Annotated in this window: 16 protein-coding genes and 1 other RNA gene; 13 read left to right on the forward strand and 4 right to left on the reverse strand. The window is 46.0% G+C overall.

Annotation, left to right across the window (positions count from 1 at the left end; translation table 11 throughout):
• Positions 1-15: 15 nt before the first annotated feature.
• A complete protein-coding gene (locus KEF85_RS01695) occupies positions 16-789 on the reverse strand; it encodes a DUF4124 domain-containing protein (protein ID WP_246535014.1) in 774 nt (257 codons plus the stop codon).
• Between the two features lie 1183 nt (positions 790-1972).
• Between KEF85_RS01695 and KEF85_RS01700 the strand changes: the two genes are divergently transcribed.
• From KEF85_RS01700 to KEF85_RS01720, 5 genes are all read left to right on the forward strand, one after another.
• Positions 1973-3463 (forward strand): efflux transporter outer membrane subunit, encoded by a 1491-nt coding sequence (locus KEF85_RS01700; protein ID WP_215582979.1) that lies wholly within the window; start codon positions 1973-1975, stop codon positions 3461-3463.
• 527 nt (positions 3464-3990) lie between these two features.
• Positions 3991-4560 (forward strand): hypothetical protein, encoded by a 570-nt coding sequence (locus KEF85_RS01705; protein WP_215582981.1) that lies wholly within the window; start codon positions 3991-3993, stop codon positions 4558-4560.
• Between the two features lie 78 nt (positions 4561-4638).
• The gene (locus KEF85_RS01710; protein ID WP_215582982.1) at positions 4639-6534 is read left to right on the forward strand and encodes an arylsulfatase; all 1896 of its coding nucleotides are present in this window, start codon (positions 4639-4641) and stop codon (positions 6532-6534) included.
• A gap of 7 nt (positions 6535-6541) precedes the next feature.
• On the forward strand, positions 6542-7558 hold the full coding sequence (locus tag KEF85_RS01715) for an SUMF1/EgtB/PvdO family nonheme iron enzyme (RefSeq protein WP_215582983.1): 1017 nt from the start codon (positions 6542-6544) through the stop codon (positions 7556-7558).
• 15 nt (positions 7559-7573) lie between these two features.
• The gene (locus tag KEF85_RS01720; RefSeq protein ID WP_215582984.1) at positions 7574-8578 is read left to right on the forward strand and encodes a hypothetical protein; all 1005 of its coding nucleotides are present in this window, start codon (positions 7574-7576) and stop codon (positions 8576-8578) included.
• Between the two features lie 133 nt (positions 8579-8711).
• On the opposite strand, the gene KEF85_RS01725 is transcribed toward KEF85_RS01720, so the two are convergent.
• Positions 8712-10394 carry an alkaline phosphatase family protein gene (locus KEF85_RS01725; RefSeq protein WP_215582985.1) on the reverse strand — a complete coding sequence of 561 codons (1683 nt, stop codon included), beginning with the start codon at positions 10392-10394 and terminating at the stop codon, positions 8712-8714.
• Between the two features lie 329 nt (positions 10395-10723).
• Here KEF85_RS01725 and KEF85_RS01730 point away from each other — a divergent pair, with 329 nt between their 5' ends.
• The gene (locus KEF85_RS01730) at positions 10724-11764 is read left to right on the forward strand and encodes a DMT family transporter (RefSeq protein ID WP_215582986.1); all 1041 of its coding nucleotides are present in this window, start codon (positions 10724-10726) and stop codon (positions 11762-11764) included.
• Between the two features lie 3 nt (positions 11765-11767).
• Here KEF85_RS01730 and KEF85_RS01735 read toward each other — a convergent pair whose 3' ends face one another.
• Positions 11768-13228 (reverse strand): flavin monoamine oxidase family protein, encoded by a 1461-nt coding sequence (locus KEF85_RS01735; RefSeq protein ID WP_215582987.1) that lies wholly within the window; start codon positions 13226-13228, stop codon positions 11768-11770.
• Positions 13229-13394: 166 nt separating this feature from the next.
• Here KEF85_RS01735 and KEF85_RS01740 point away from each other — a divergent pair, with 166 nt between their 5' ends.
• The 4 genes from KEF85_RS01740 to KEF85_RS01755 all read left to right on the forward strand — a co-directional run bounded on the left by KEF85_RS01740 (position 13395) and on the right by KEF85_RS01755 (position 18445).
• Positions 13395-14171 carry an exodeoxyribonuclease III gene (locus KEF85_RS01740; RefSeq protein WP_215582988.1) on the forward strand — a complete coding sequence of 259 codons (777 nt, stop codon included), beginning with the start codon at positions 13395-13397 and terminating at the stop codon, positions 14169-14171.
• Positions 14172-14532: 361 nt separating this feature from the next.
• Positions 14533-15588, forward strand: coding sequence for a nitrogen regulation protein NR(II) (glnL, locus tag KEF85_RS01745; RefSeq protein WP_281413704.1), 1056 nt, complete (start codon positions 14533-14535; stop codon positions 15586-15588).
• A complete protein-coding gene (ntrC, locus tag KEF85_RS01750; protein WP_215582992.1) occupies positions 15575-16993 on the forward strand; it encodes a nitrogen regulation protein NR(I) in 1419 nt (472 codons plus the stop codon). The genes glnL and ntrC overlap by 14 nt, the downstream gene beginning before the upstream one ends.
• Positions 16994-17086: 93 nt before the next feature.
• Positions 17087-18445 (forward strand): P-loop NTPase family protein, encoded by a 1359-nt coding sequence (locus KEF85_RS01755; RefSeq protein ID WP_215582994.1) that lies wholly within the window; start codon positions 17087-17089, stop codon positions 18443-18445.
• A 31-nt stretch (positions 18446-18476) separates the two neighbouring features.
• On the opposite strand, the gene KEF85_RS01760 is transcribed toward KEF85_RS01755, so the two are convergent.
• The gene (locus tag KEF85_RS01760; RefSeq protein WP_215582996.1) at positions 18477-19298 is read right to left on the reverse strand and encodes a DUF2066 domain-containing protein; all 822 of its coding nucleotides are present in this window, start codon (positions 19296-19298) and stop codon (positions 18477-18479) included.
• Between the two features lie 144 nt (positions 19299-19442).
• On the opposite strand from KEF85_RS01760, the gene purM reads away from it, so the two are divergent.
• The 3 genes from purM to dnaX all read left to right on the forward strand — a co-directional run bounded on the left by purM (position 19443) and on the right by dnaX (position 22378).
• Positions 19443-20492 (forward strand): phosphoribosylformylglycinamidine cyclo-ligase, encoded by a 1050-nt coding sequence (gene purM, locus KEF85_RS01765; RefSeq protein WP_246535015.1) that lies wholly within the window; start codon positions 19443-19445, stop codon positions 20490-20492.
• Between the two features lie 168 nt (positions 20493-20660).
• Positions 20661-20757: signal recognition particle sRNA small type (gene ffs / locus KEF85_RS01770), an RNA gene on the forward strand.
• A 34-nt stretch (positions 20758-20791) separates the two neighbouring features.
• On the forward strand, positions 20792-22378 hold the full coding sequence (gene dnaX / locus KEF85_RS01775) for a DNA polymerase III subunit gamma/tau (protein ID WP_215582997.1): 1587 nt from the start codon (positions 20792-20794) through the stop codon (positions 22376-22378).
• Positions 22379-22383: the final 5 nt, after the last annotated feature.

A 22383-nucleotide genomic window follows, 5' to 3' on the forward strand; every position in this document is an offset into this window, starting at 1 on the left:
GCTGACTAAAATGCCTTATTTCCCATAGTTCCTTGATAAGAACTGCAATTTATCCCAAGGAAAATTTTTTAAAATCGCCCAGCTTTGTTTGCCGGCAAATAAAGCAGGATAAGGATTTGCCAAGCCTAGAGCTGTATAAGACAGCACGTTTTCGGCACGTAAGGAAATCGCTCCACTTTTATCCCAGACAACGAAGCCATAGATTTGAGCGGCTTTGGCAATGATTTTGGCTACCGATGTCAGTTTTAACGCATCTAAGTTGATAGAGGGATCCAACCTGAAGCGGGTGCCTTCCGGTATCCGATGGGGGAGATTTTTAGGGTTGCTACCATCGGAGCGATTAGCTGGCCAGGAAAAGATGCTTTTATCGGCTAGTTCAACCAGTGATATGCCAATGACATGATTGATTTGACCGCTTTGTAGCTCCTCTGCAGTAATTTGTCCAGCCGCCAAAGGCAAACCCGTGGCCGTGGCTCCATAAGGCCAGGGGAAAATTCCATTAGACTTAGAGAAGTTTTTGATTTGACCGCCCCAACAGGCTTGCCAAGTACCATTAACATGCCGCATTTTCCAGAATTCCCATAGGCTATCATGGACTGGATCGTATATGGCCATTTCCGCATCACTATCCGGTGAACTGACGGCGTCGCTCGGTACGGGAATTTTGCTTAGTTGTGCTTTCAAACCTGGATTTGATTTTGTGGAATGTTGGCAATTCCATTGCCGCACAGACACAGTGGGTGTGCCGGGTTTAGCAATAAATACTGGAGCAGTGTAGGTATCCGTCATTATCGAAACCGTACCATAAAAGGAATTAAACTGACGGATAAATTCGGTGACATAATTACCAGAATTGGGGTCCAGAGGGACATCGCTAGGGATGGGTTTATGCCAAAAACTTGATGGTAAGGCTGGTATGCTTGCTGGGCAAGTCGATCCTGACCATAGCAGTAGCCAAATTATAAAATGTATTTTTGGAATCTTCATATTTTTCCTTTGTAATGGCATTAGAAACAGTCGTATATAACTGCGATCTAATATCCAAGCGTTAGACGAAGCTGGCAAAGTGATAAATATAATGTCTGTGTTGGTGCTGACACATTAATCGCCGTCGGCAGATATTCAATTTGTGATTTTTTAGGATTTTTCACAGTGAAATCAGTTGGATAAATATTATCTATGATAACTTGCTGTTTTAAATTTTCGGTTTATTTAATTGTTCACTTAAATATCAATTATTTACTTGTCTAATTAATGGTGTCGTTTCATGTGCCGAGCTATGTATTTAGCTACAGATCGAGCGTGACGTGTTCTATCCTCTTCAATTTACGTCAGTATTAGAACCATTCGTCTACCCACATATATTATGTACCATAAAAAATGGTTTAGCGGTATTTATGATTTTTAATAAGAAACGAATTGTTATCGTTAAATGGATTGAAGTCAGAAAGAATGTTCGCTTGGATACCAACACCAGCTGCTCGATATACATCGATCAGATATCAAAAAATTGGTATCGAAACACTGTACAAAGTGGTTACGTCTTTATGGCACAACTACCAACTTGAGCATGATTTCCAATAAGCCGTAAGATTATAGCTATCAAATTTCAGTACCTAATGCAGGTGTCAAAGTGCAATTGACTATAATTCTCTTGGCAGCCATTTTACCATTACGATTTTTATTGGTGTGATTCCGCTGGCAGGCTATTGTCAGAAAAAATGTGATCATGATCACAGCGGCACTATTGAGGCGGCTATCGCGCCGACCAGCCTAAATGTGAGGATTTAACTAAATCTATATTGGTTATTTTGATAACCGGTGGCCTAATTTCAGTCAGGCTGACACTTTACACCATTCTGGATGTCTATCTTTCTTTATATGGATGAATTTCGTTAGCTTACACAGAAACGGATTTGTCACAACACTTTGTATTATGCAGATAAATTCGCCTAAGTTTGTCGAGATTTTCATGAGTTTTCACATCACCAGACCTTTGCTTTACACCCTGTTAGCTAGCCAAATTAACGCCTGTATGATGGGCCCAGACTATATTCGGCCAAATTTGTCGGTTCCGGTCGAATTTAAGGAAGTCAAAGGTTGGAAATCAGCCCAGCCCAGAGATAATGTGCAAATAGGTAATTGGTGGGAAATATTTAACGATGCGCGTTTGAATGAGCTGGAAGTGCAGGTAACTCAGGGCAATCAATCCATTCAGCAGGCAGAAGCACAATTTCGTCAGGCTGAACATTTAGTGCTGACGGCGCAGGCAGCACTTTCACCAGTAGGTTCTGCTACCACTACGGTTAACCGTTTTGTGGCAGCAAGTGGCCAGAGCGTGGCCGTATCGGGCTTGAGAAATCTATTTGGCACAGCTTTGTCCTTGACCTGGCAGCCGGATTTATGGGGCAGTGTCCGCCGACAAATTGAGGCCAATACCTCCAACGCTCAAGCCAGCGCCGCGACCATGCAGGCCTTAAAATTATCTAGTCAGGCGGCTCTGGCAGCAGCTTATTTTCAGTTAAAGACGCTAGACGCTCAAAAGTCCTTGCTTGATGAAACCGCCGGTGCTTATGCCAAGACTCTGAAAATTACTAAAAATCGCTATACCGTTGGTGTGGCAGCTAAAAGCGATGTAGTGCTGGCCGAAGCGCAAACTGAATCGGTTCGCGCCCAGGCCATTAATTTGGGCGTGCAACGCGCCCAATTTGAACATGCCATAGCGGTATTAATGGGTAAAACACCAGCAGAAGTTGCTTTACCAGCTTTACCGCTGGATGTTGATCCGCCGGCAATACCTGTCCAGCTGCCTTCAGAGCTTTTAGAGCGGCGTCCCGATATTGCCGCCGCCGAACGTCAAGTAGCGGCGGCCAACGCCCAGATTGGTGTCGCCAAAGCCGCTTATTTCCCCACTTTTAGTCTCGGTGTTACCAATGGATTCCAGTCTGGATTTTTAGACACCTTGATTAGCCAGTCACACCGCTATTGGTCATTAGGTCCTGCTGCGGGGGCTTTGACCCTGTTTGATGGGGGAGCCAAAAATGCTCAGTATAAACAAGCTGTTGACAATTTTGACGCCAGCGTAGCCGGCTACCGGCAAACAGTATTAACCGCTTTCCAGCAGGTAGAAGATAATCTGGCGGCATTAAGGATTATGGAAGAACAAGCCCAAGTGCAGCTTAAAGCCGTCAGGGCGGCCAATGAAGGTTTAAGTTTGACCATTAACCAATATCAGGCCGGTACGGTGAGCTATCTGAATGTGATAACGGCCCAAACCACAGCGCTGACAAATCAACTAACAGCCGTACAACTCCAAGGTAGTCGGCTGAGTGCTGCGGTACAGTTGATTACGGCTTTGGGTGGCGGCTGGAATTTGCAAATGATACCTAATTCAGAGCAAATCGGCGGAGAAATTAAATGGTCGGATTATTTGATTATTCCGATGCTGGATCAAGGCAGTTAAGGCTATATGTATTCGAGTTAAACATCATCACCATAGATCGGTTTTGTAAGTATTGAAGTGCTGCAAAGTGTAGATCTAGCTATTCCTGCCGGATCAAATTTCCATTTCCCAATTTTGGCCTCAATCTGATTGGTTTTGCTCATTGGGAGCAAAGTAGAGCGGCTTAGCATGGCCGTCAGGATTTATGGGTTTATAAAAAGTTGTTTAAAATAAGTAACATATAAAAATACCGACAAATATCCAGATAGGGTCGCAACAAACTCCTCGCTTCAGTAAATGCACATTCTGCAACACCTTATCAACAAGCTGTGACTTAAATTCAACAGTCAGCATTAGCTTTATCGTATTGAGTCATTGAAATAACAGGATTGTTTTTTTGGCACAACAATTGCCATATCTGCGGGGTGCATGGGGTTTAATTTTCAAAAAATGAAATAGCCGGCACGCCGCCTTTTGACCTGTTTAAGCCTCTCAGGATAAAACCGCTGGGCAGATCAAGAGAATTTCAATTAAATTCGAGATCATTAATGAAACTTAAGTTAACTCATTGCTCTTCTGTGATTGTGCTGGCTTTAGGCTTATGTCATCCAGCTTTTGCCGACTTTAGCAACTACTACAATGTAGCCAATTGGACTATTAACGATAATGCCGGCGGCAGCGTGGATTTAAGTTCTGCTCCGGCCTCGGTGACCCTAACCAGCGGTAATGCAGGTATTCCCGGCGATACTATATTTTCCATCACGGCAGAGGGGCTTGAAAAAATAGCCTTTGACTGGTCATATACCACCAACGATTTATGGGGTGAATCCGGTACTGATGCCTTCGGATATGTGCTGAACGGCAATTTCACTACACTGATTGACCCCAATCAAGATTCCAGCATACCAACCCAATCGGGCAGTATCGAGTTTATTGTCAATCCTCACGATGTATTTGGTTTTGATGCCAATACCCTGGATGGCTACTACGGTTCAGCCGTTACGGTCGTGTCCAATTTTACCGTCACAGCCGTACCGTTAACCGAAACCATCTGGATGTTCAGCGGCGGTCTATTGCTAATGTCCTCTATGTTAGGCCGCCGCCGACTCCCAGCCTAACGCCTGTCATTATCACGCTTAAATTAATTTGCGATCATCAGTGGTCGCCACCAACATTGCTCCGATTGAGGTAACAACATGTCCATTTTACAAAGCAAAGCCGCACATCAACCACCATTTTCCAAGACACTCATGTCTGCTGGTTTGGCTGTTGCTGCGTTAACCTTGTCTACCAGCCCCATCACGGCTCAGGCCACCGGTACGCTGGCAGGCTCCAAACCTAATATCCTCTACATTATTGCCGATGACCTTGGTTATTCCGATCTCAGTGCTTTTGGTGGCGAGATCCGTACTCCCAATATCGACAGTCTGGTAAAATCCGGGCGGATTCTCAGTAATCATCATGTATCTACCGTTTGCGCAGTCACCCGCTCCATGCTGTATTCCGGCACCGATCATCACTTGGTCGGTGAAGGTACTATGGGCGCTCCTAACGATGAACGCCGTGGTTTACCCGGTTACGAAGGTTATTTGAATAATCACGCTTTGAGCATAGCCGAATTACTGAGAGATGGCGGTTATCACACTTATATTGCCGGCAAATGGCATTTGGGTTCTTTGGTTAACTCCTCTATCAACAAAACCCCGGATCAGTGGGGTTTCGAAAAATCGTTTACCCTGCTTGGTGGTGCTGCCAGTAATCATTTCGGACATGATACCTCTGCCCAAAAAACTTATACTGAAAACGGCCAATACGTTTCGCTGCCTGCTACCGATGTCAGCGGTCAGCCCTGGTATGACACCAATGTCTACACCCAAAAGATCATCAGCTATATTGATGCCGACCACGGTGACGGCAAACCATTTGCGGCTTTTGCCACGTTTACCTCGCCTCACTGGCCGTTACAAGTACCGGAGCCATGGTTAAGTCAGTATTCGGGCTGGTATGACGCAGGTTATGATGTGGTGCGCAATCGGCGTTTGCTCAGACAAAAGCAACTGGGTTTAGTGCCTAACGATTACACTGTGGCCAGTCAAACCCTACCAGATGCTACCAGTGCTTCACCGGCTACCGCCAATAATGGCAAGGCCGCTGCCAGTTACATTAATGCTAATACGGTTGAAACTGGAAATTTGCTTAATGTAGATTACGGCCCCGGTTTGGTGGACCCAGTCTGGAATAGCTTGACACCCGCCCAGAAAAAGACCCAGGCCCGCTATATGGAAGTTTATGCAGGTATGGTCTCCAATTTGGACTACAACGTTGGTCTGCTGATTCAACACCTGAAGAATATTGGTCAATACGATAATACCTACATAGTCTTTCATTCCGACAACGGTGCCGAAGGGTGGCCGCTTTCTGCGGCGCAAGATACCATCAATGCTAGCAACTTCAATAATCTAGGCAAAGATCAAACCCTAAGACCAAGCGGTTCGGCTGCTACCAATATTCAATATGGATTACGCTGGGCCGAAGTTAGTGCCACACCATTTCGGTTGAGTAAAGGCTACACCACTGAGGGCGGTACTTCTTCACCAACTATTATCCATTTGCCTGGCCAAACCACCCAGTACCCCACTTTGCGAGATTTTGTCCATATTCGCGATGTTGCTCCAACATTACTGGAACTGGCCGGCATTTCGCAGCCCAGCACGCCGTCAGCTAATGTGGGTGTCAATAATTTGCCGCTGGTGGTTTATAACGGTCGCGATGCTTATCCGATTACCGGGAAATCGTATTTAAGTGAACTGGCTGGACTCAATACAGGTCCGCTGCATACCGAAGCTGTAGGCGAGGAACAATACGGCCGCGCCTATCTGCGTAGCGGTCAATGGAAAGCTTTGTGGGTTGAACCGCCATTGGGTCCGGCAGATGGTCACTGGCAGTTGTTCAATATTGTCAATGATAGAGCCGAAACCAATGATGTTTCGGCCAGCCACCCGGATATTGTTAACCAGCTCTATCAGTCCTGGACAGACTATCTGCATAATACCGGAGGAGTTGAGCCGTTAAGACCGCTTGGCTATTACTGAGGTTAGCATGGCATTAGGATTAAAATCCTGGGGCAAAGCAGGCTCGGCCTGCTTTGCTTTCGCCTGTACGGTGCTAATCGCGGCCTACGGATTGATATTCATTGGCTCCGTCAGCATATACCCGGCGCAACTGGGAAATTCGGAGCTTTGTAGACATTATTCTGGATTGCCCGGCAATTGGCGCATCAAGCCCTTGGCGGGTATGGTGTACATACACAATGGCGAATTTAAACTGGGAACTACTTTGGGATATGAGGAAGAACGTGATGAAATTGTCACCCAGGTTAAGGGATTCTGGATAGATCAAACCGAAGTAACTGTCGCGCAGTTCAGTGATTTCGTGTCCGCAACCGGATACATCACCGAAGCTGAACGCGAAGGCGGTGGTGTGGTATTTAGAACACCAGATGAAACCGTCCCGAATCAACAACCTTATGCCTGGTGGACCTATGACAAATCGGCCAATTGGCGGCATCCAAATGGTTTGGAAAGTAGTGCTGCAGCAAACCAGCCAGTCACATTGGTGACATTTAATGATGCCCTGGCTTATGCAAAATGGCTGGGTCGCGATCTGCCCACCGAAGCAGAATGGGAATATGCGGCTAAAGCTCATCGGCAAGGTGCTGAACTGGAAAAAGAACCCAGAGATGCTCAAGGCAAACCGCGTGCAAATTTCTGGCAGGGAAATTTTCCCAATTTAAATACCCAGGAAGACGGCTATGCCGGCCTAGCTCCGGTGGGCTGCTATCCTGGCAATGATTTTCAGTTATACGATATGATAGGTAATGCTTGGGAACAGACCAAAGATATATACACGGAGTCGCATCAGGCCTATGCTCAGCGTTTGTCTGCGGTTGATAGCCAAAAAGCAGACCGGCCTATGGTGGTTAAAGGCGGCTCACATTTGTGCGGCCGTAATTTCTGTGTCCGTTACCGACCTTCCGCACGCGAAGCACATGAAGCCAATCTAGCTATTTCTCATATCGGTTTTCGTACGGTACAGCGAAATTTTGGTTTGTTTTAAACCGGAGTAGGTCGAGTGTCAATAGCTGAGACAACAACGATAAATCCCTTCGATACGGTATCGTTCAATTGTACGGCATGTGGTAAATGCTGTAATTCACCGCCTTTGTTAAGTGTACCGGAGCTGCTGCATCATGAATCGCTTTTTGTCGGTAGTCTGGCCTTGCGCCGCATCAGTTCCCCGGAATCCGAAGCCAGTTTTGATGCTAGGCGCGGTTTGATTTTAAGTAATTCCGATAGTGCCTTATTAACAGAAACGCTTGATGCTCAGTTATTTAGCGCTAAACAGACAAAATCTGCAGACTTTTATGTTTCGCTAATGCCTATGGCCATCGATTATGAATCGTTGAAAAAATGTCCGGCTTTAGCCGAGAACAACCAATGCCGGATCCAGCATAATCGTAAACCAGTGGTTTGCAGCATGGTACCTTTTGATTCACTTTATCCAGACAGTTTGCAACATCTGGTGCTGCAAAGCCGGCATTATGGGGAAGAATGTATTATGAGCGGCACTAAAGCCGGCTATCAAGTTGTCATAGAAAAACAGCAAGTGGTCAGCCAGGAATATCAGACAGCTTTACAGCAGCGTCGCGCCGAATTGATTTTGGAAAAAACTGTTTGGGCCAATCAGGTTTACACCGCATTGGAGCAGCAATTGTTGAGTAATCCACAGGAATTGGCAAAAATCCCAATAGACACCGGTCTGTTATCCATTTCAATTTTGCCTATGTTAATGGTGTTATGTGAGATTTCCGAGCCATGCGCAAATCGGTGTTTGCAATATATTAACGCCCAAATTGATTTAATCGACAGTAAAATTGCCCAGGCAATCGCCAGAAAAATACCGGCGGATAAGGCAATGACCAAAGAATTTAGATTCTTTAAGGAAAAATATCTGCAATTTAGGCCTTATCTGCTGAACAAACTGGCACAGCCGAATTTTCGCAAAGATATGATTCCATCCGAGCAAGTCAATGCCGTGGAAAATTATCTGGGGATTGTTTTTAACGCAACCGGATAGCAGATTTTGGCAGAGCAACTCAGTGTCGCGAAATAATAACGCGACAATCTGCTTGATCAATACATGTGATCGGCAAATAAGTACTAGCAGTTTATCCTCTGGCACTTAAAGCACCAGAGGATAAACTAATCGCTTAGTTGATTTGTGGCAATACCTGAGTTTTTTCAGCTTGCACCGCTTGTAATTGACTTGGATCCAAGCCTAATAACTTGAGAATGGTTGGTGCAATTTGTGTGGTTTCAACATTGCTATTGACGCTGACACCGTGTTTGATGCCGGGTCCCCAAACCAGAATAGGCACATGACGGTCATTTATGGAATAACCACCATGCTCGGCAACTTTTGACAATGAACCGCCGGCATAAACAGAGCCTTGTTTGGCAATACCAATCACATCGGGTACCCGCTGATCAGTTGCTTTTACATTGATTAACTTTTGGGCATCAACACCGGCATATACTGCTCTTAAGCCGGCATTACTGAAAGGTTTGCTGATTTTCACACCTGCAGAGTCAGAACCAACGCCGGCAGGTACTTTAACACCTGATAGGGTTTTACCTGTGGTGTAGTTTAACAAGAACTGTTTGGTAAAGCTTAAAGCGGCAGTCGATCTGTCATTTAACCACAATAATACCCCATCATCATCCATGGCATGGGCTACCAGGGGTAGCTTGGCTTTGGGGTTTTTCTGTGCCCAAGCGTTATTCAAAGCAGTGGTCAGGGCTCCATCATCAATAATAGTCAAATCGCTTCTGCTTTGTGGGGATTGGCCGTGTTTTGCCGAAATAATAATGGCTGTATTAGCTTGGGTGCTGGGGTTGTTGTTGATTTCGTCAAAAATTTGTTTAAGACTACTGTCAACAAAACTTAAGGCACTTTGCACAACTTGACCCGGCACAGTACCATTGTTGGTATAACCACCCAACTCAGCTACTGTTGGACTTTCAGGAGTGGTTGATGTGTTCAGTTTTTGAGCCGTGGATACAGCCTGAAAGTTCATGCCAAAAATCGCTGGTGTACCTGGATTTTTAATGCCGGCGTGATCGTAACCATTAATTTCATTAATAATCGACACGACCTTGATGCTATCGTATCTTTGGGTATTAATATTATTTTTGGTCCAATCAGCAGCGCTGGCATTATCGGCAATTTGGCTATTGATTTCAGGTGCAAACAGATCATCGACCCCGGTTCCGGAAGGTCCGTTCAATATCTCATAAGCCGGATGTTTATCGGTCCAAGCAGTATTCAGGCCGTGGGCTTTAGCCACTTCAAAGATGGTATTGACTTGCAGGTATTGATGTGGATAAACAACATTACAGGTGCTTGGATCAACTGGTAGTTGGGTTGGATCAATCAGCGTGCTTCTGATATCAGCCGGACTACTTTTTAAGCTCAAAATAGTGGTGGGTACTTGGTCCAAAACGCCAGGGGTAAATGCCGGAACCGGATATAATCCAGAAATGCCTTGCCCGGCATCGAGTAATAAAAGGCCATTTGTGGTTTTATCGATATTTTCGGCGTACTGGACTTCCGCGCCGGCTGCGACAGTCTTAGCTTGGCAATCAGTAACACTGGTGCCTAAAGGCAGCAAAGCCCGGCTATACGAATCGTCATAATAAATCCCGGTCGATTGTGGATTACCGCCGGTTGCTTGGGCGACTAAGCCAGGAAATGAATCGGAAGGAAATGGTGTCGAAGCATTGGTATACTTAATACCATTATTGACGATGGTTGCCAAAGTGGAGTTATGATTTTGCTGCACAAACCAATCAAGATCGTTTTGGTGTAAGCCATCCACCGAGATTAGCAACACATGCTTTATAGTTGAGCTGCTAGTTGTAGCAGAGTTTTTAGTGGCCGCAACTGCAGAGCCTGCGACCGCCATACTCACAGCTAGTGAGATTAGGGTTTTGTTTATCGTCATATATGCCTCGTTTATTGTATGGTTTTGTAGCAAGTATCAGCATAACCATCAAAGATTGCATATTTATGACGAGCCAATTAATTAGCCGCTAAACTCAGGGGTGAGGGCAATATTTTGTCATTCGCTGGAGTGGCAAAATACCCGTTAAAAAATTATATTTTGCTTGAGTAGGAGCCATTCTTGAGTACTCTACTTGCCATCCTCAATCGACTTAAAAAATGAAACTTAGTGTTTTTCATGCCTTATGTGCTGCCGTTCTGTTTGGCGTCAGCACCCCGTTGGCCAAATTACTAGTTGGAGAAATGCCGGCTATCCTGCTGGGTGGCTTGTTGTATTTGGGCAGTGGTGTAGGCCTGGGAGTTGCTCGTCTAGTCAGAGATCGTGGTTGGCAAGTCAGCGGACTTAGTTGGCAGGAATGGCCCTGGCTGCTGAGTGCGATTTTATTTGGCGGTATACTGGGGCCGGTACTGTTGTTGTTGGGTTTATTGTTAGTTAATGCCGCCACAGCTTCTTTGTTGTTGAATCTGGAAGCCGTAATTACGGCTTTGCTTGCCTGGTTAGTGTTCCAAGAGAATACTGACCGGCGCGTGGTAATGGGGATGCTGTGTATCGTTGGCGGCGGAGTGATATTGGCTTGGCCAAACGCTGAAACTTTAGCCGCAAACGGCTTGGGCTGCCTATTTGTGGCATTGGCTTGCTGCTGTTGGGGAATAGACAATAATTTGACTCGCCGCATTTCCGCTAACGATGCTTTGTTTATTGCCGCAGTCAAAGGCCTGATAGCCGGTTTATTTAATTGTACCCTGGCCTTGTTGATAGGGTATAGCTTGCCTAAGCCGCCAATTTTACTGGAAACTGCAACGCTCGGCTTGTTTGGCTATGGTATTAGTCTGGTGTTTTTTGTGCTGGCTTTACGTGGTTTGGGTGCTGCCCGAACCGGAGCCTATTTTTCCACCGCGCCGTTTATCGGTGCATTCGTGGCAATCAGTCTGCTTGGAGAAACAGCTAGCGCAAAATTTTGGCTAGCTGCCGGATTGATGGCAATAGGCGTATGGCTGCATTTAACTGAACGCCATGAGCACGAGCATACCCATGAATCATTAGGGCATCGCCACCGCCATATACATGACGCACATCATCAACATGACCACGAATTTGCCTGGGACAGCAGCGCATCGCATGATCATTTCCATACCCATGAGGTCATCACGCACAAACATCCCCATTATCCGGATATTCACCACCGCCATCAGGATTAACCACTATTTTTGTTCGGCTTGTGATTCTTGTTGCAGAATGGCCTTAACTACCCGCTGTGCAGATACCGTTGCGCCATTGGAATGGGTATCCTCGCTAAAATCACCGCCAAAATAAATCCGGCCTTGCGGTTGCCGTAAGGAATCGGACAATTCGTCAAAACGGGAGCGGCCAACTGGCCAGGCCGCAATGGCACGAGGATGATATCGATAAAAAAACATTTGTTTTAGATATTGGCCAAAGCCCGGCCATTGTTTTTCAAAGGCAGTTAGCAAGATAGCCTTAATATCATCCAATGTTGTGATTCGGGTGTTAAATTGCTCGGCATTAGCACCGGTAATCAATAAATTTAACAGAACCTGTTGGTTGGATTGAGTTTTCCCGGCATAAATTACCCCTAAGACACTATCGCTAAGTATAGGTAACAGACTTTGCCCATTCTGGATCCAGTAACGGCTGGCTTGGGCATCCAATAATATGTGAGCAGTAAAGTATGCGCCGCCACTCTGAGTCTGGATAGCCTGTTTTCGCGCTAAGCTGAGTGGCGGCTCGAATTGAATTTCGTTGAGTTTGTATAAAGGGATGGCGCTGATCAGATATTTGGCTCGGTAAACATGCTGCTGATAAGTCGTTTGATCGATAGTCAGAACTTCAACTCCATCTGCATCGGATTTGACATGAGTGACCAGTTGATTGAGCTGCACGCTGTCTTTGCCGATAAAGTCGGCAATTTTAGCAACTGCGAGCTGATTACCGCCGACCACATGATAGGGCGTCTGCCCTTCACCACTAAAAAAGTCCCATTCCGCAATAGCATCCAGAGCACTAATTTGTTGCCAGGAGCCACCAAATTCCGGCTCGGTCTGGATACGGACAAACTCCCTTGCTTTGGCGGATAATCCGCTGGTTTCAGCTAACCAATCGGCAAAAGATTGGTCTTTCAAGGCCATTAGCTCAGGGCTGATCGGTCGTCTGGCGAGTTGTTGATGTAGAAAGTGCATATTGGCATCCCAGCGCCGGTAGGTTTGTAATTCCGTTGGTGTTAAAAAGGTTTTTAAAAAAGCCTGATTATTTTCCTGAATTGCTGCATATAATCGACCCTGATAATAAAAGCTTGAAAAACCGTGGTAAGCAGTTTCCAGCGGTACATTAAGATCATGCAAAATTTCAATAGCCGGATTGCTTTCCCAAAACTCCTCAAGACCCACCTCAGCGTAAGTATAGTTATCATAAGCCGCAGTGCGAATGCGTCCGCCCAAGCGTGCACTCATTTCCAGGATATGCACGGTTTTTCCGGCTTTTTTCAGATAATAGCCAGAACTTAGTCCAGACAGACCGGCACCGATAATAAGCACATCTGCTTCAGGGGTATCAGCACATACCTTGCCGGCGGCTAAACCGGTTAACAGCGCAAAAAGCATGACCAAATTTACCAGTCGACTGGTATTTGCACAGTGTTGTAGCATTGAAAACCCTCGGTAGATAGTTTGTAAGATTCACTTAATACATATTTTAAAAAATCGGCAATGCACAAACCCAGGGTTTTTATGGCAGAATGAATCCTCAACCGGAGGCGAGTAATGACACACTCTCTGCCCGCCGCCATCCACTATTCACAATCCGCGTTTAAGCATGACACGTATTATTTCTGCAAATCTTAACGGTATTCGTTCCGCCAGCACTAAAGGTTTTTTTACATGGCTAGCAGATCAGAATGCAGATTTTGTCTGTGTGCAGGAACTGAAAGCCCAGGCAGCCGATATGACAGCAGAAATGTTGCGACCTGCCGGTTTTAGCGGCTATTTCCATTATGCCGAAAAAAAAGGCTACAGCGGTGTGGGTATTTACAGCAAACAGCCGGCCGATAAAGTAATCGTTGGTCTGGGACATGCCGATATCGATAGTGAAGGCCGCTATTTGGAAGTGCAATTGGGTAATCTCAGTGTTATTTCCCTGTATTTGCCTTCCGGGTCCAGCAGTGAAGAACGGCAGACCATCAAATATAGCGTAATGGCCAGATTTTATCCCCACTTGGCAGATTTATATGCCAGTGGTCGAGATGTGGTGATTTGCGGAGACTGGAACATTGCTCATCAGCAGATTGACCTGAAAAACTGGCGCGGCAATCAAAAAAATTCCGGATTTTTACCAGAAGAACGGGCGTGGTTGACACAGGTTTTTACCCAACTGGGTTGGGTGGATGTTTATCGGCGACTGTGTCCTGAGGCTGGCGAAGAATGTTACACCTGGTGGAGTAATCGGGGGCAAGCCTGGGCCAAAAATGTCGGTTGGCGCATAGATTATCAAGTCGCCACACCGGCGTTAGCTGCTAAAGCAGTGACAACCAGTATCTATAAAGCACAGCGATTCAGTGATCATGCGCCCTTACTGGCTGATTATGATATCTAACTTGTCATCAAGCGGGCTTGAAGGCAATCAGCAATTTTTCAGGCTGGCGATTAATAACTTGAGAAGTAAGTAGTTTTCCCAGCTGTAAAATTGATAGCAATAAAATTGGCTGATTTCAGCAGCACCGTAAAGGGGCATTTTTTCTAGGCAGAAGCACTAATCCATAATTAATAAATTCAGCATCGGGCGTGAGTAGCTCAAATTATTGCACCACAAATAAACGCACACATTTATGTTTTGATCCAAAATGGTGCGAAATATCCTGTTTATCCCCCATCCTGCTGTTTCTAGATCATGCCTCTAATCTTTGGCGCATTAATTGCAGTAATTTTAACAAAGCCGATTCCATATCATGACCACTGTGTTTAAAAAAATCCTCGATCACTTAAATGAAGCGATCCTGTTATTCGACAGAGATTTACGCTTGACTTATGTAAATCCGGCTGGGGAAATTTTACTGGCTGATAGTGCCAAACATCTGCTGGGTAATCATATCCATAAATTGTTGAAGACATCAAACACATCAGTTTTTGAAGATTTGCTGCACCGCCTGAATATGGACGAACCCTTGGTGGACAGAGAATTGATATTGGAGCGCATGAACCAATCGATTACCGTAAATTTCAGCGCCACACCGCTGCATGAAAACGGCAAACTCAATGAAATTTTGATCGAATTATTACAAGTGGACCGACATTTAAAGATAACTAAGGAAGAGCAATTACTTGCCCAGCAAAATACCAGTCGTTTACTGGTCAGGGGTTTGGCTCACGAAATCAAGAATCCCCTGGGGGGCTTACGCGGGGCAGCGCAATTACTGGATTTAGAATTGCATGATCCTGAGCTCAAGGAATATACCCAAATTATTATTGCCGAGTCTGATCGGTTACAGGATTTGATGGACAAAATGCTCGGCCCTAACAAACCTGCCCAAAAAAGTCTGATTAATATTCATGAAGTTTTGGAACGAGTACGGCATCTGGTAGCGGTGGAAGCCAATAAATCTATAGTGCTGCTAACCGATTACGATCCAAGTATTCCGGAATTGTATGCTGATAAAAATCAATTGATTCAGGCCTTACTGAATATAGTGCGTAATGCAGTACAAGCTATTCAAAACGAAGGAGAAATTGTTATCAGCACTCGAATCAGCCGCCACATGACCATAGGCCGTAAACGCTACAAACTAGCTATTAAAATAGACATTACCGACACTGGTCCCGGCATCAAGCCGGAATTGATGGATCAGATTTTCTATCCCATGATCACCAGTCGTGCGGAAGGAACCGGTTTGGGTTTATCCATAGCACAATCACTTATCAATCAGCATAATGGTCTGATCGAGTGCGAAAGTGAACCGGGCAGCACTGTGTTTTCCATTTATTTACCGCTGGAGAATGTCTATGCAGCAGCTTGATATGGTGTGGATAGTTGATGACGACAAATCGATACGCTGGGTATTGGAAAAGGCCCTGCAAAAATCAGGGATAGCATCGCAAAGCTTTGCCAGCGCCCAGGAAGTGCTAAAACTGTTGCCGACAGCCTTGCCGCAAGTATTGATTACCGATATTCGGATGCCGAATATGGATGGATTGGAACTGCTGAAAAATATTCAGCTACATTATCCTGATCTACCAGTGATTGTTATGACAGCCCATTCGGATCTGGAAAGTGCCGTCTCAGCTTTTCATGGTGGTGCATTTGAATATTTGCCTAAGCCGTTTGATGTCAATGATGTGGTTGAAACAGTACAAAGAGCCTGTATTCACAGCAAACAATTGCAAAATAATGTCACTGCACCCCAGGAAACTATAGAAGAAACGCCAGAGATAATTGGCGAAGCCCCAGCCATGCAGGAGGTATTCAGGGCTATAGGCCGTTTGGCGCGTTCGCATATTACCGTGTTGATAAATGGTGAATCCGGTACCGGCAAAGAGTTGGTTGCCAAAGCCTTGCATAGACATAGTCCTAGGGCAGGACAGCCCTTTATTGCCCTGAATATGGCGGCAATACCCAAGGATTTAATGGAATCCGAATTATTCGGTCATGAAAAAGGCGCGTTTACCGGTGCACAGGCACGGCGTATTGGTCGTTTTGAGCAGGCCAATAACGGCACATTGTTTCTGGATGAAATCGGCGATATGCCGGCAGAATTACAAACCCGTTTGTTAAGAGTGCTGGCGGATAATGAATTTTATCCGGTCGGAGCTCATGCTTCGGTAAAGGTTAATGTGCGAATTATTGCCGCCACTCACCAAAATCTTGAAACTCTGGTGGCGCAAGGCCGGTTTCGGGAAGACTTGTTTCATCGGTTAAATGTCATTCGTATTCACATTCCGCCGTTACGGGAACGCCGTCAGGATATCGGACTGCTGATGCGGCATTTTCTTTATCAAAGTGCCAAGGAATTAAACACTGAAATAAAAAGCCTGAAACCCGAAGCCGAACAGTTTTTAAGTAATCTGAAATGGCCCGGCAATGTCCGGCAACTGGAAAATATATGCCGTTGGCTAACAGTAATGGCCTCAGGCCGGGAAATTCATATAGAGGATTTGCCGCCCGAACTGACCCAGCCTAATCAGGATATATCCATTAATAATAACCAGGGAAATTGGGAAGCTGCCTTTAATATCTGGGTAAAACAGCAATTAGCAGCAGGCAAGATCGATATTGCCAAACAGGCCAGCATTACCATGGAAACTTTGCTGATTGAAACCGCATTACAACATACCCATGGCCGAAAACATGAAGCAGCCATTTTGTTGGGCCTGGGCCGAAATACCTTAACCAGAAAACTTAAAGATTTAAATATCAAAGAATAAGCGTAGTCGCATACTAAGTGTTTTCCGCCATGCGCGCATAGGTGTATACTCCCGCCGTCTGATAATTGTCACTAATAATAAGGCGTACATCACATGGCGGATAAAACGGTTAGCAAGCACTTAATCAATCTGGAAAAGCAATTTGCAGCCACCGACCCCGTTTTACAAAAAGCGGCTAAGGTATTTCAGGAACTGGATCAGCTTGAACAGGAATTGGGCCTGCTGGATAATGATGAAACAACCGCGCGAAAAACCTCGTGGTGGCCCATCATTAGCACCTTGGGCGGATATTCGCCGGCCAAATCAGAATTTCTCAACCGTTATCTAGGTGTAGATCTGCATACTGCGCGGCACAAATTCACAGTACTACAATACACCCCGCAAACTAATACGGTTACTTTACCGGGCACCGCACTGGATGCGGATCATCGTTTACCGTTTTATCAAATCGGACGGGACATTGAATTGATTGCCAGTGGTGAAGGCAATAGGCTCAACACCTATCTGGAATTGGTGACTGTTAATAGCGCACCCATCAAAAACAAACTGGTAATAGATACTCCAGTGCTGAATCGCAGCACCGAAAATCAGGTGACCAGTTTGTTGCGTCAACATGTGCTGGATATATCCGATTTGGTGCTGGTATTTACCGATTTATTCGAAGCGGATAATGAACTGGTCAGCGATGTGGTATCCAGCATAGTCGCCCAACAGGATTCCAATAAATTTGTCTTTGTCATCGACCATTCCGAAATCACCTTAGAAGCTCACAAAAGTCTGGAAATTGCCGCCGCCTGGCAACGTCGCTTGACCGAGTTTGGTATCCATACCGGGCAATTTATCGTATTGTCTTACGGCAGCAGTCCTGCTGCTATAGATCAGCGAGTCAATAATCTGAATAATGACCGCTCCTACCGAATTCTAGGCACCTTGGAAAAAAGTATCCGAAATATCGATGATGTGATTTTTCAGGAAGTGGAAGAAGCTTTAGTGCTGTGGAAAGAGCGCAGCAATGCCGTCATGTTGGTTATTATGGGTTTTATTATCATGCTGGTGCTGTTTGCCGAAGTGGCTGGCGGCGTGTTGGATCTGCTGTTTGATCCTATCATCGGCCCGGTGGTCATTCTGGTTTCCATCGTGATCCTGACACCGCTGCATCTTATTGTCAGCCGCTTTAATGCCAAGCTGGTCATCAATCAGTTGATCAAACGACAAAAGCAACTGAATTTATCGGAAGATTTGGCGGGTCTGTTTGCTAAAAGCCTCAGCTTCTGGCGCATACTGTTGCCGATTACTACGCCGGTCGGCAAAAACAAAAAGAATCGGAAACGCATCAATGCCTTAATTGAGCAAACCAAGGACTTGATTCAGGCCTTGAACGATCAATTCAGTCATCAATATCAGGACTTCCGTACCCCGTTCGATACTTTTCCGGGTAACGACGAGTTTTGATTGAACAGAGCCGTAGAGCAGCGCGGATAAGTTATGGCGTCGCTGCTTTATCGGCTTTAATGCCGTAATAATTTGACAGTACATCATAAACGCCGCGGACACCGGTCTGTATCACCGGCTTAAGGGCTAAACAGCCGGTGTGCCACTGCCTGACTTTGCCGTCGAAATAAGATTCCCAGCTGCCTTGCCAGCAATCCGCTTTTTTCAACAAGCGGCCCACCAAAATCGAAGGCACTTCGTAGCGTGCAGAAGCCGTTTTCAGATTTCTGGATTCCGTGGTCAAAACATCGTTAACAGCAATTTTTTGCTGCTCTTCCAGATCAAGCAGCGGATAAATTAACGGGATACCCTTAATTTTTGCGATTAGCGCCAAGCCACTTTCAATATCCGGCATGGTATCAGAATTGTAGAATTGCCAGCCCGCTCCTTCATCCACCACCAGCCAAACTAAAGTTTGCGGCCTGATTTCCGTCCAGATGCCCAGCTGATTCCTTCTTAATTCATCCAGCACCTGGTCCTCATCAAACTCAACTCGTAACAGGCGCGCACTGGTATCAGCATAATCATCCGCCGGCAGCGGTAAAAACTGCGATTGTTTGACATATTGCTGAGCGTTCTGCAGCATTTGCTGAACTGCCGGAATTTGAGCGATATCTTCAGTAATGACCACCCGGTCCAGTACCGCAAACAAACCTTGTCTGATGGCGTAGTTTCTGGCATCAGACGATTCATTATTAGCGATTAGTTCGGCCGAAAAAACACCACTGACTTCCACAGCGGCCACCGGTTGACTTAGAGCCAACAGCAAAACCAACCATCCGTAACATCCAACTGCATATTTTAGAAAATTCATTGCCCAGTGCCTAGTCTGCCGTTCTTAGAGTGGAGTTATAGTACAATATTGACTGATAATCCGGGTAAACTTACTGACTGGCGCAAATGTGTCATGATCTGCCCGTTGCTAAATTTTTACAATTTGTTGATCAAGAGGCCTACATTGAGCGAACAACAGCAAGAACGCCTGAACTATAAGAGCGCCGGTGTCGATATTGAAGCAGGTAACGCTTTAGTCGAACGTATAAAACCGATTGCAGCCAAAACCCGCAATGCCGGTGTAATGGCAGGGCTGGGCGGCTTTGGTTCCTTGTTTGAACTGCCGCTGGATCGTTATCGCAGTCCTGTACTGGTGTCCGGCACTGATGGTGTCGGTACCAAGTTAAAGCTGGCACTGGATTTAAATGTTCACGATACCGTGGGTATTGACCTGGTGGCCATGTGCGTTAATGATATCGTCGTGCAAGGTGCAGAGCCGCTGTTTTTTCTGGATTATTTTGCTACCGGCAAACTCGATGTCGATACGGCGGCGGCGGTAATTGCCGGTATAGGTCAGGGCTGTGAATTGGCCGGGGCGGCTCTGGTTGGTGGTGAAACCGCAGAAATGCCAGGTATGTATGCTCATGGTGATTATGATCTGGCCGGCTTTTGTGTCGGCATCGTCGAAAAAGACCGCATCATAGACGGCAGCAAAGTCAAAGCGGGTGATGTATTAATAGGCTTGGCTTCCTCCGGGCCTCATTCCAACGGCTATTCACTGATTCGCAAGATTATCGAGAAATCCGGCCATAGCTTGGATGATCTGGTCAACGGCAAGCCGCTGGGACAAACCTTGTTGGAACCTACCCGTATCTATGTAAAATCAGTTTTAAACCTGCTCAGCAGCATTGATGTGCATGCCCTGGCGCATATTACCGGCGGCGGCATCACCGAAAATCTGCCGCGGGTATTGCCCAAAGATTTATCTGCCAATATCCGGCTTTCCGCTTGGCAATTACCGGATATTTTTGTCTGGTTGCAGGAGCAGGGCAATGTGGCTTTGGTGGATATGCTGCTAACTTTCAATTGCGGCATCGGCATGATCTTATGTGTAGGCCAGGAAGATGTTGCTAATGCCTTGCAAATTTTGCAACAAAATGGTGAAAGCGCAGTGGTGCTCGGTGAAATAATCACAGCGACAGCGGAAAGCCAACGGGTAAATTATCAGGATTAAGGCAAATGCTTGCTGGCCCTAACAGTCTATTTTTATGGCGTATTTGTCCTAAAATCAGCTGCAGGTAAGAATTTGTTGATAGCTTTTATTTTTTAGCTATTGCGTAACCCGGCAATATTGGCGATAATGCACCACTCTTCAGCTTTGACTGATGTTTTATGGGTGCTATGTCGGTTCTCTCGCAACGATACGCTGTAAACCCCGCCAGGCCCGGAAGGGAGCAACGGTAGCAGCAGATTCGTGTGCCGGGATGTAGCTGGCATAGCGTCCGCCCAAACGCCTCATTTCCTTAGTTGCCGATGGCCTATCAGGTTCTTGCCAGAAAATGGCGCCCAAGCAATTTCTCCCAACTGGTCGGACAAGAACACGTCACATTATCGCTTACCCATGCTTTACAGCATGATCGTTTGCACCACGCTTATCTGTTTACCGGAACACGTGGGGTTGGCAAAACCACTGTAGCCCGCATTTTAGCCAAAGCCATCAACTGCGAAAATCTGCAAGACTTTAATCCTTGCGGCGAATGTCAGGTATGCCGGGATTTTGAACAAGGCCGCTTCATGGACTTGATTGAAGTTGACGCAGCCTCCCGCACCAAAGTTGAAGATACCCGCGATTTACTGGATAACACCCAATACGCTCCCCATCAGGGCCGCTATAAAGTTTATCTGATAGACGAAGTACATATGCTGTCCGGCCACAGCTTTAATGCCTTGCTGAAAACGCTGGAAGAGCCGCCGGCGCATGTAAAGTTTTTACTGGCAACCACCGACCCGCATAAGATACCGGTCACCGTCTTGTCGCGTTGTCTGCAGTTTAATCTTAAACGCCTGTTACCGGAACAGATAGCCACACAATTAGAATTTATTCTCGGTCAGGAACAGATCGAGTTTGAAAGCGCGGCGCTAAAACTGTTGGCACGTGCTGCAGACGGCAGTATGCGCGATGCCTTAAGCTTGCTTGATCAAGCTATAGTGTATGGTAGTGGTGGCGTTAATCTGTCTGCTGTAAGCGGTATGTTGGGTACGATTGCCCAGCAGCCGGTAGCAGATATCTTAATGGCCTTGGCGGATGCTGATGCGCCGGCGCTGCTGGCAAAAACGGCCGAAGTGGCCGAATTAAGCCCGGATTTTGCCGATATTTTGCAGCAAATTTTGCGGGTTCTGCATCGGGTGGCGCTCATTCAGCATATACCCGAGTTTAAGGATCAAGAATTTGATAAACAATTATTAAATCATTTAGTACAAACCATTACGCCGGCAGATACCCAGTTATTCTACCAAATTGGCTTGATTGGTCAGCGTGATCTGCAACTGGCTCCGGATCCGCGTAGCGGGTTTGAAATGGTGCTGTTGCGCATGTTGACATTCAAGCCGCAACTACCCACAGATAAACCAGCTGCAGCCAGTCCCCCTGTGGTGAAAGTTAGAGAAAATACCAATCGTTCAGTAATTGCCGCTCCTGCTGTAGAGCCGGTAGGCAATCTGCAGCAAGCAAATCGCTCGTCAACAGCAGCAAGCTGGTCTGAGATAATTTCCGCACTGCGGCTGCCGCCGTTAAGCCGGGAATTGGCCAGTCATTGTGTTTTGGAAAGCATGGCTGATAATGTCTGTCGCTTGCTGCTCAATCCTGATTTTCAGCAAATAGGCAACAAAGCAGAAGAAAAATTAAAAGATGCCCTGGAAAATTATTATGGAACCCCCATTAAACTAATTATTACCAAGCAAAGCACTGAACAAATGACCCCGGCTGAGCAAATGCAAAAAGCCAGTGAACACCGGCAAGAGGCTGCAGTGGCCAGCATCAATAATGATAAAAATGTTCAGGAATTAATGGAGACTTTTACGGCCAGAATTTTGCCCGGCAGTATTGAGCCTCTCACCTAACCCTT

Source organism: Methylomonas paludis, from assembly GCF_018734325.1.
GTDB lineage: Bacteria > Pseudomonadota > Gammaproteobacteria > Methylococcales > Methylomonadaceae > Methylomonas > Methylomonas paludis.

Bases quoted from the DNA above. Each gene is read 5' to 3' on its own strand.
- dnaX (WP_215582997.1), top strand. From the start codon at position 20,792: ATGGCCTATCAGGTTCTTGCCAGAAAATGGCGCCCAAGCAATTTCTCC.
- KEF85_RS01695 (WP_246535014.1), bottom strand. From the start codon at position 789: ATGACGGATACCTACACTGCTCCAGTATTTATTGCTAAACCCGGCACA.
- KEF85_RS01700 (WP_215582979.1), top strand. From the start codon at position 1,973: ATGAGTTTTCACATCACCAGACCTTTGCTTTACACCCTGTTAGCTAGC.
- KEF85_RS01715 (WP_215582983.1), top strand. From the start codon at position 6,542: ATGGCATTAGGATTAAAATCCTGGGGCAAAGCAGGCTCGGCCTGCTTT.
- KEF85_RS01710 (WP_215582982.1), top strand. From the start codon at position 4,639: ATGTCCATTTTACAAAGCAAAGCCGCACATCAACCACCATTTTCCAAG.
- KEF85_RS01755 (WP_215582994.1), top strand. From the start codon at position 17,087: ATGGCGGATAAAACGGTTAGCAAGCACTTAATCAATCTGGAAAAGCAA.
- KEF85_RS01730 (WP_215582986.1), top strand. From the start codon at position 10,724: ATGAAACTTAGTGTTTTTCATGCCTTATGTGCTGCCGTTCTGTTTGGC.
- ntrC (WP_215582992.1), top strand. From the start codon at position 15,575: ATGCAGCAGCTTGATATGGTGTGGATAGTTGATGACGACAAATCGATA.
- KEF85_RS01735 (WP_215582987.1), bottom strand. From the start codon at position 13,228: ATGCTACAACACTGTGCAAATACCAGTCGACTGGTAAATTTGGTCATG.
- KEF85_RS01705 (WP_215582981.1), top strand. From the start codon at position 3,991: ATGAAACTTAAGTTAACTCATTGCTCTTCTGTGATTGTGCTGGCTTTA.
- KEF85_RS01740 (WP_215582988.1), top strand. From the start codon at position 13,395: ATGACACGTATTATTTCTGCAAATCTTAACGGTATTCGTTCCGCCAGC.
- KEF85_RS01760 (WP_215582996.1), bottom strand. From the start codon at position 19,298: ATGAATTTTCTAAAATATGCAGTTGGATGTTACGGATGGTTGGTTTTG.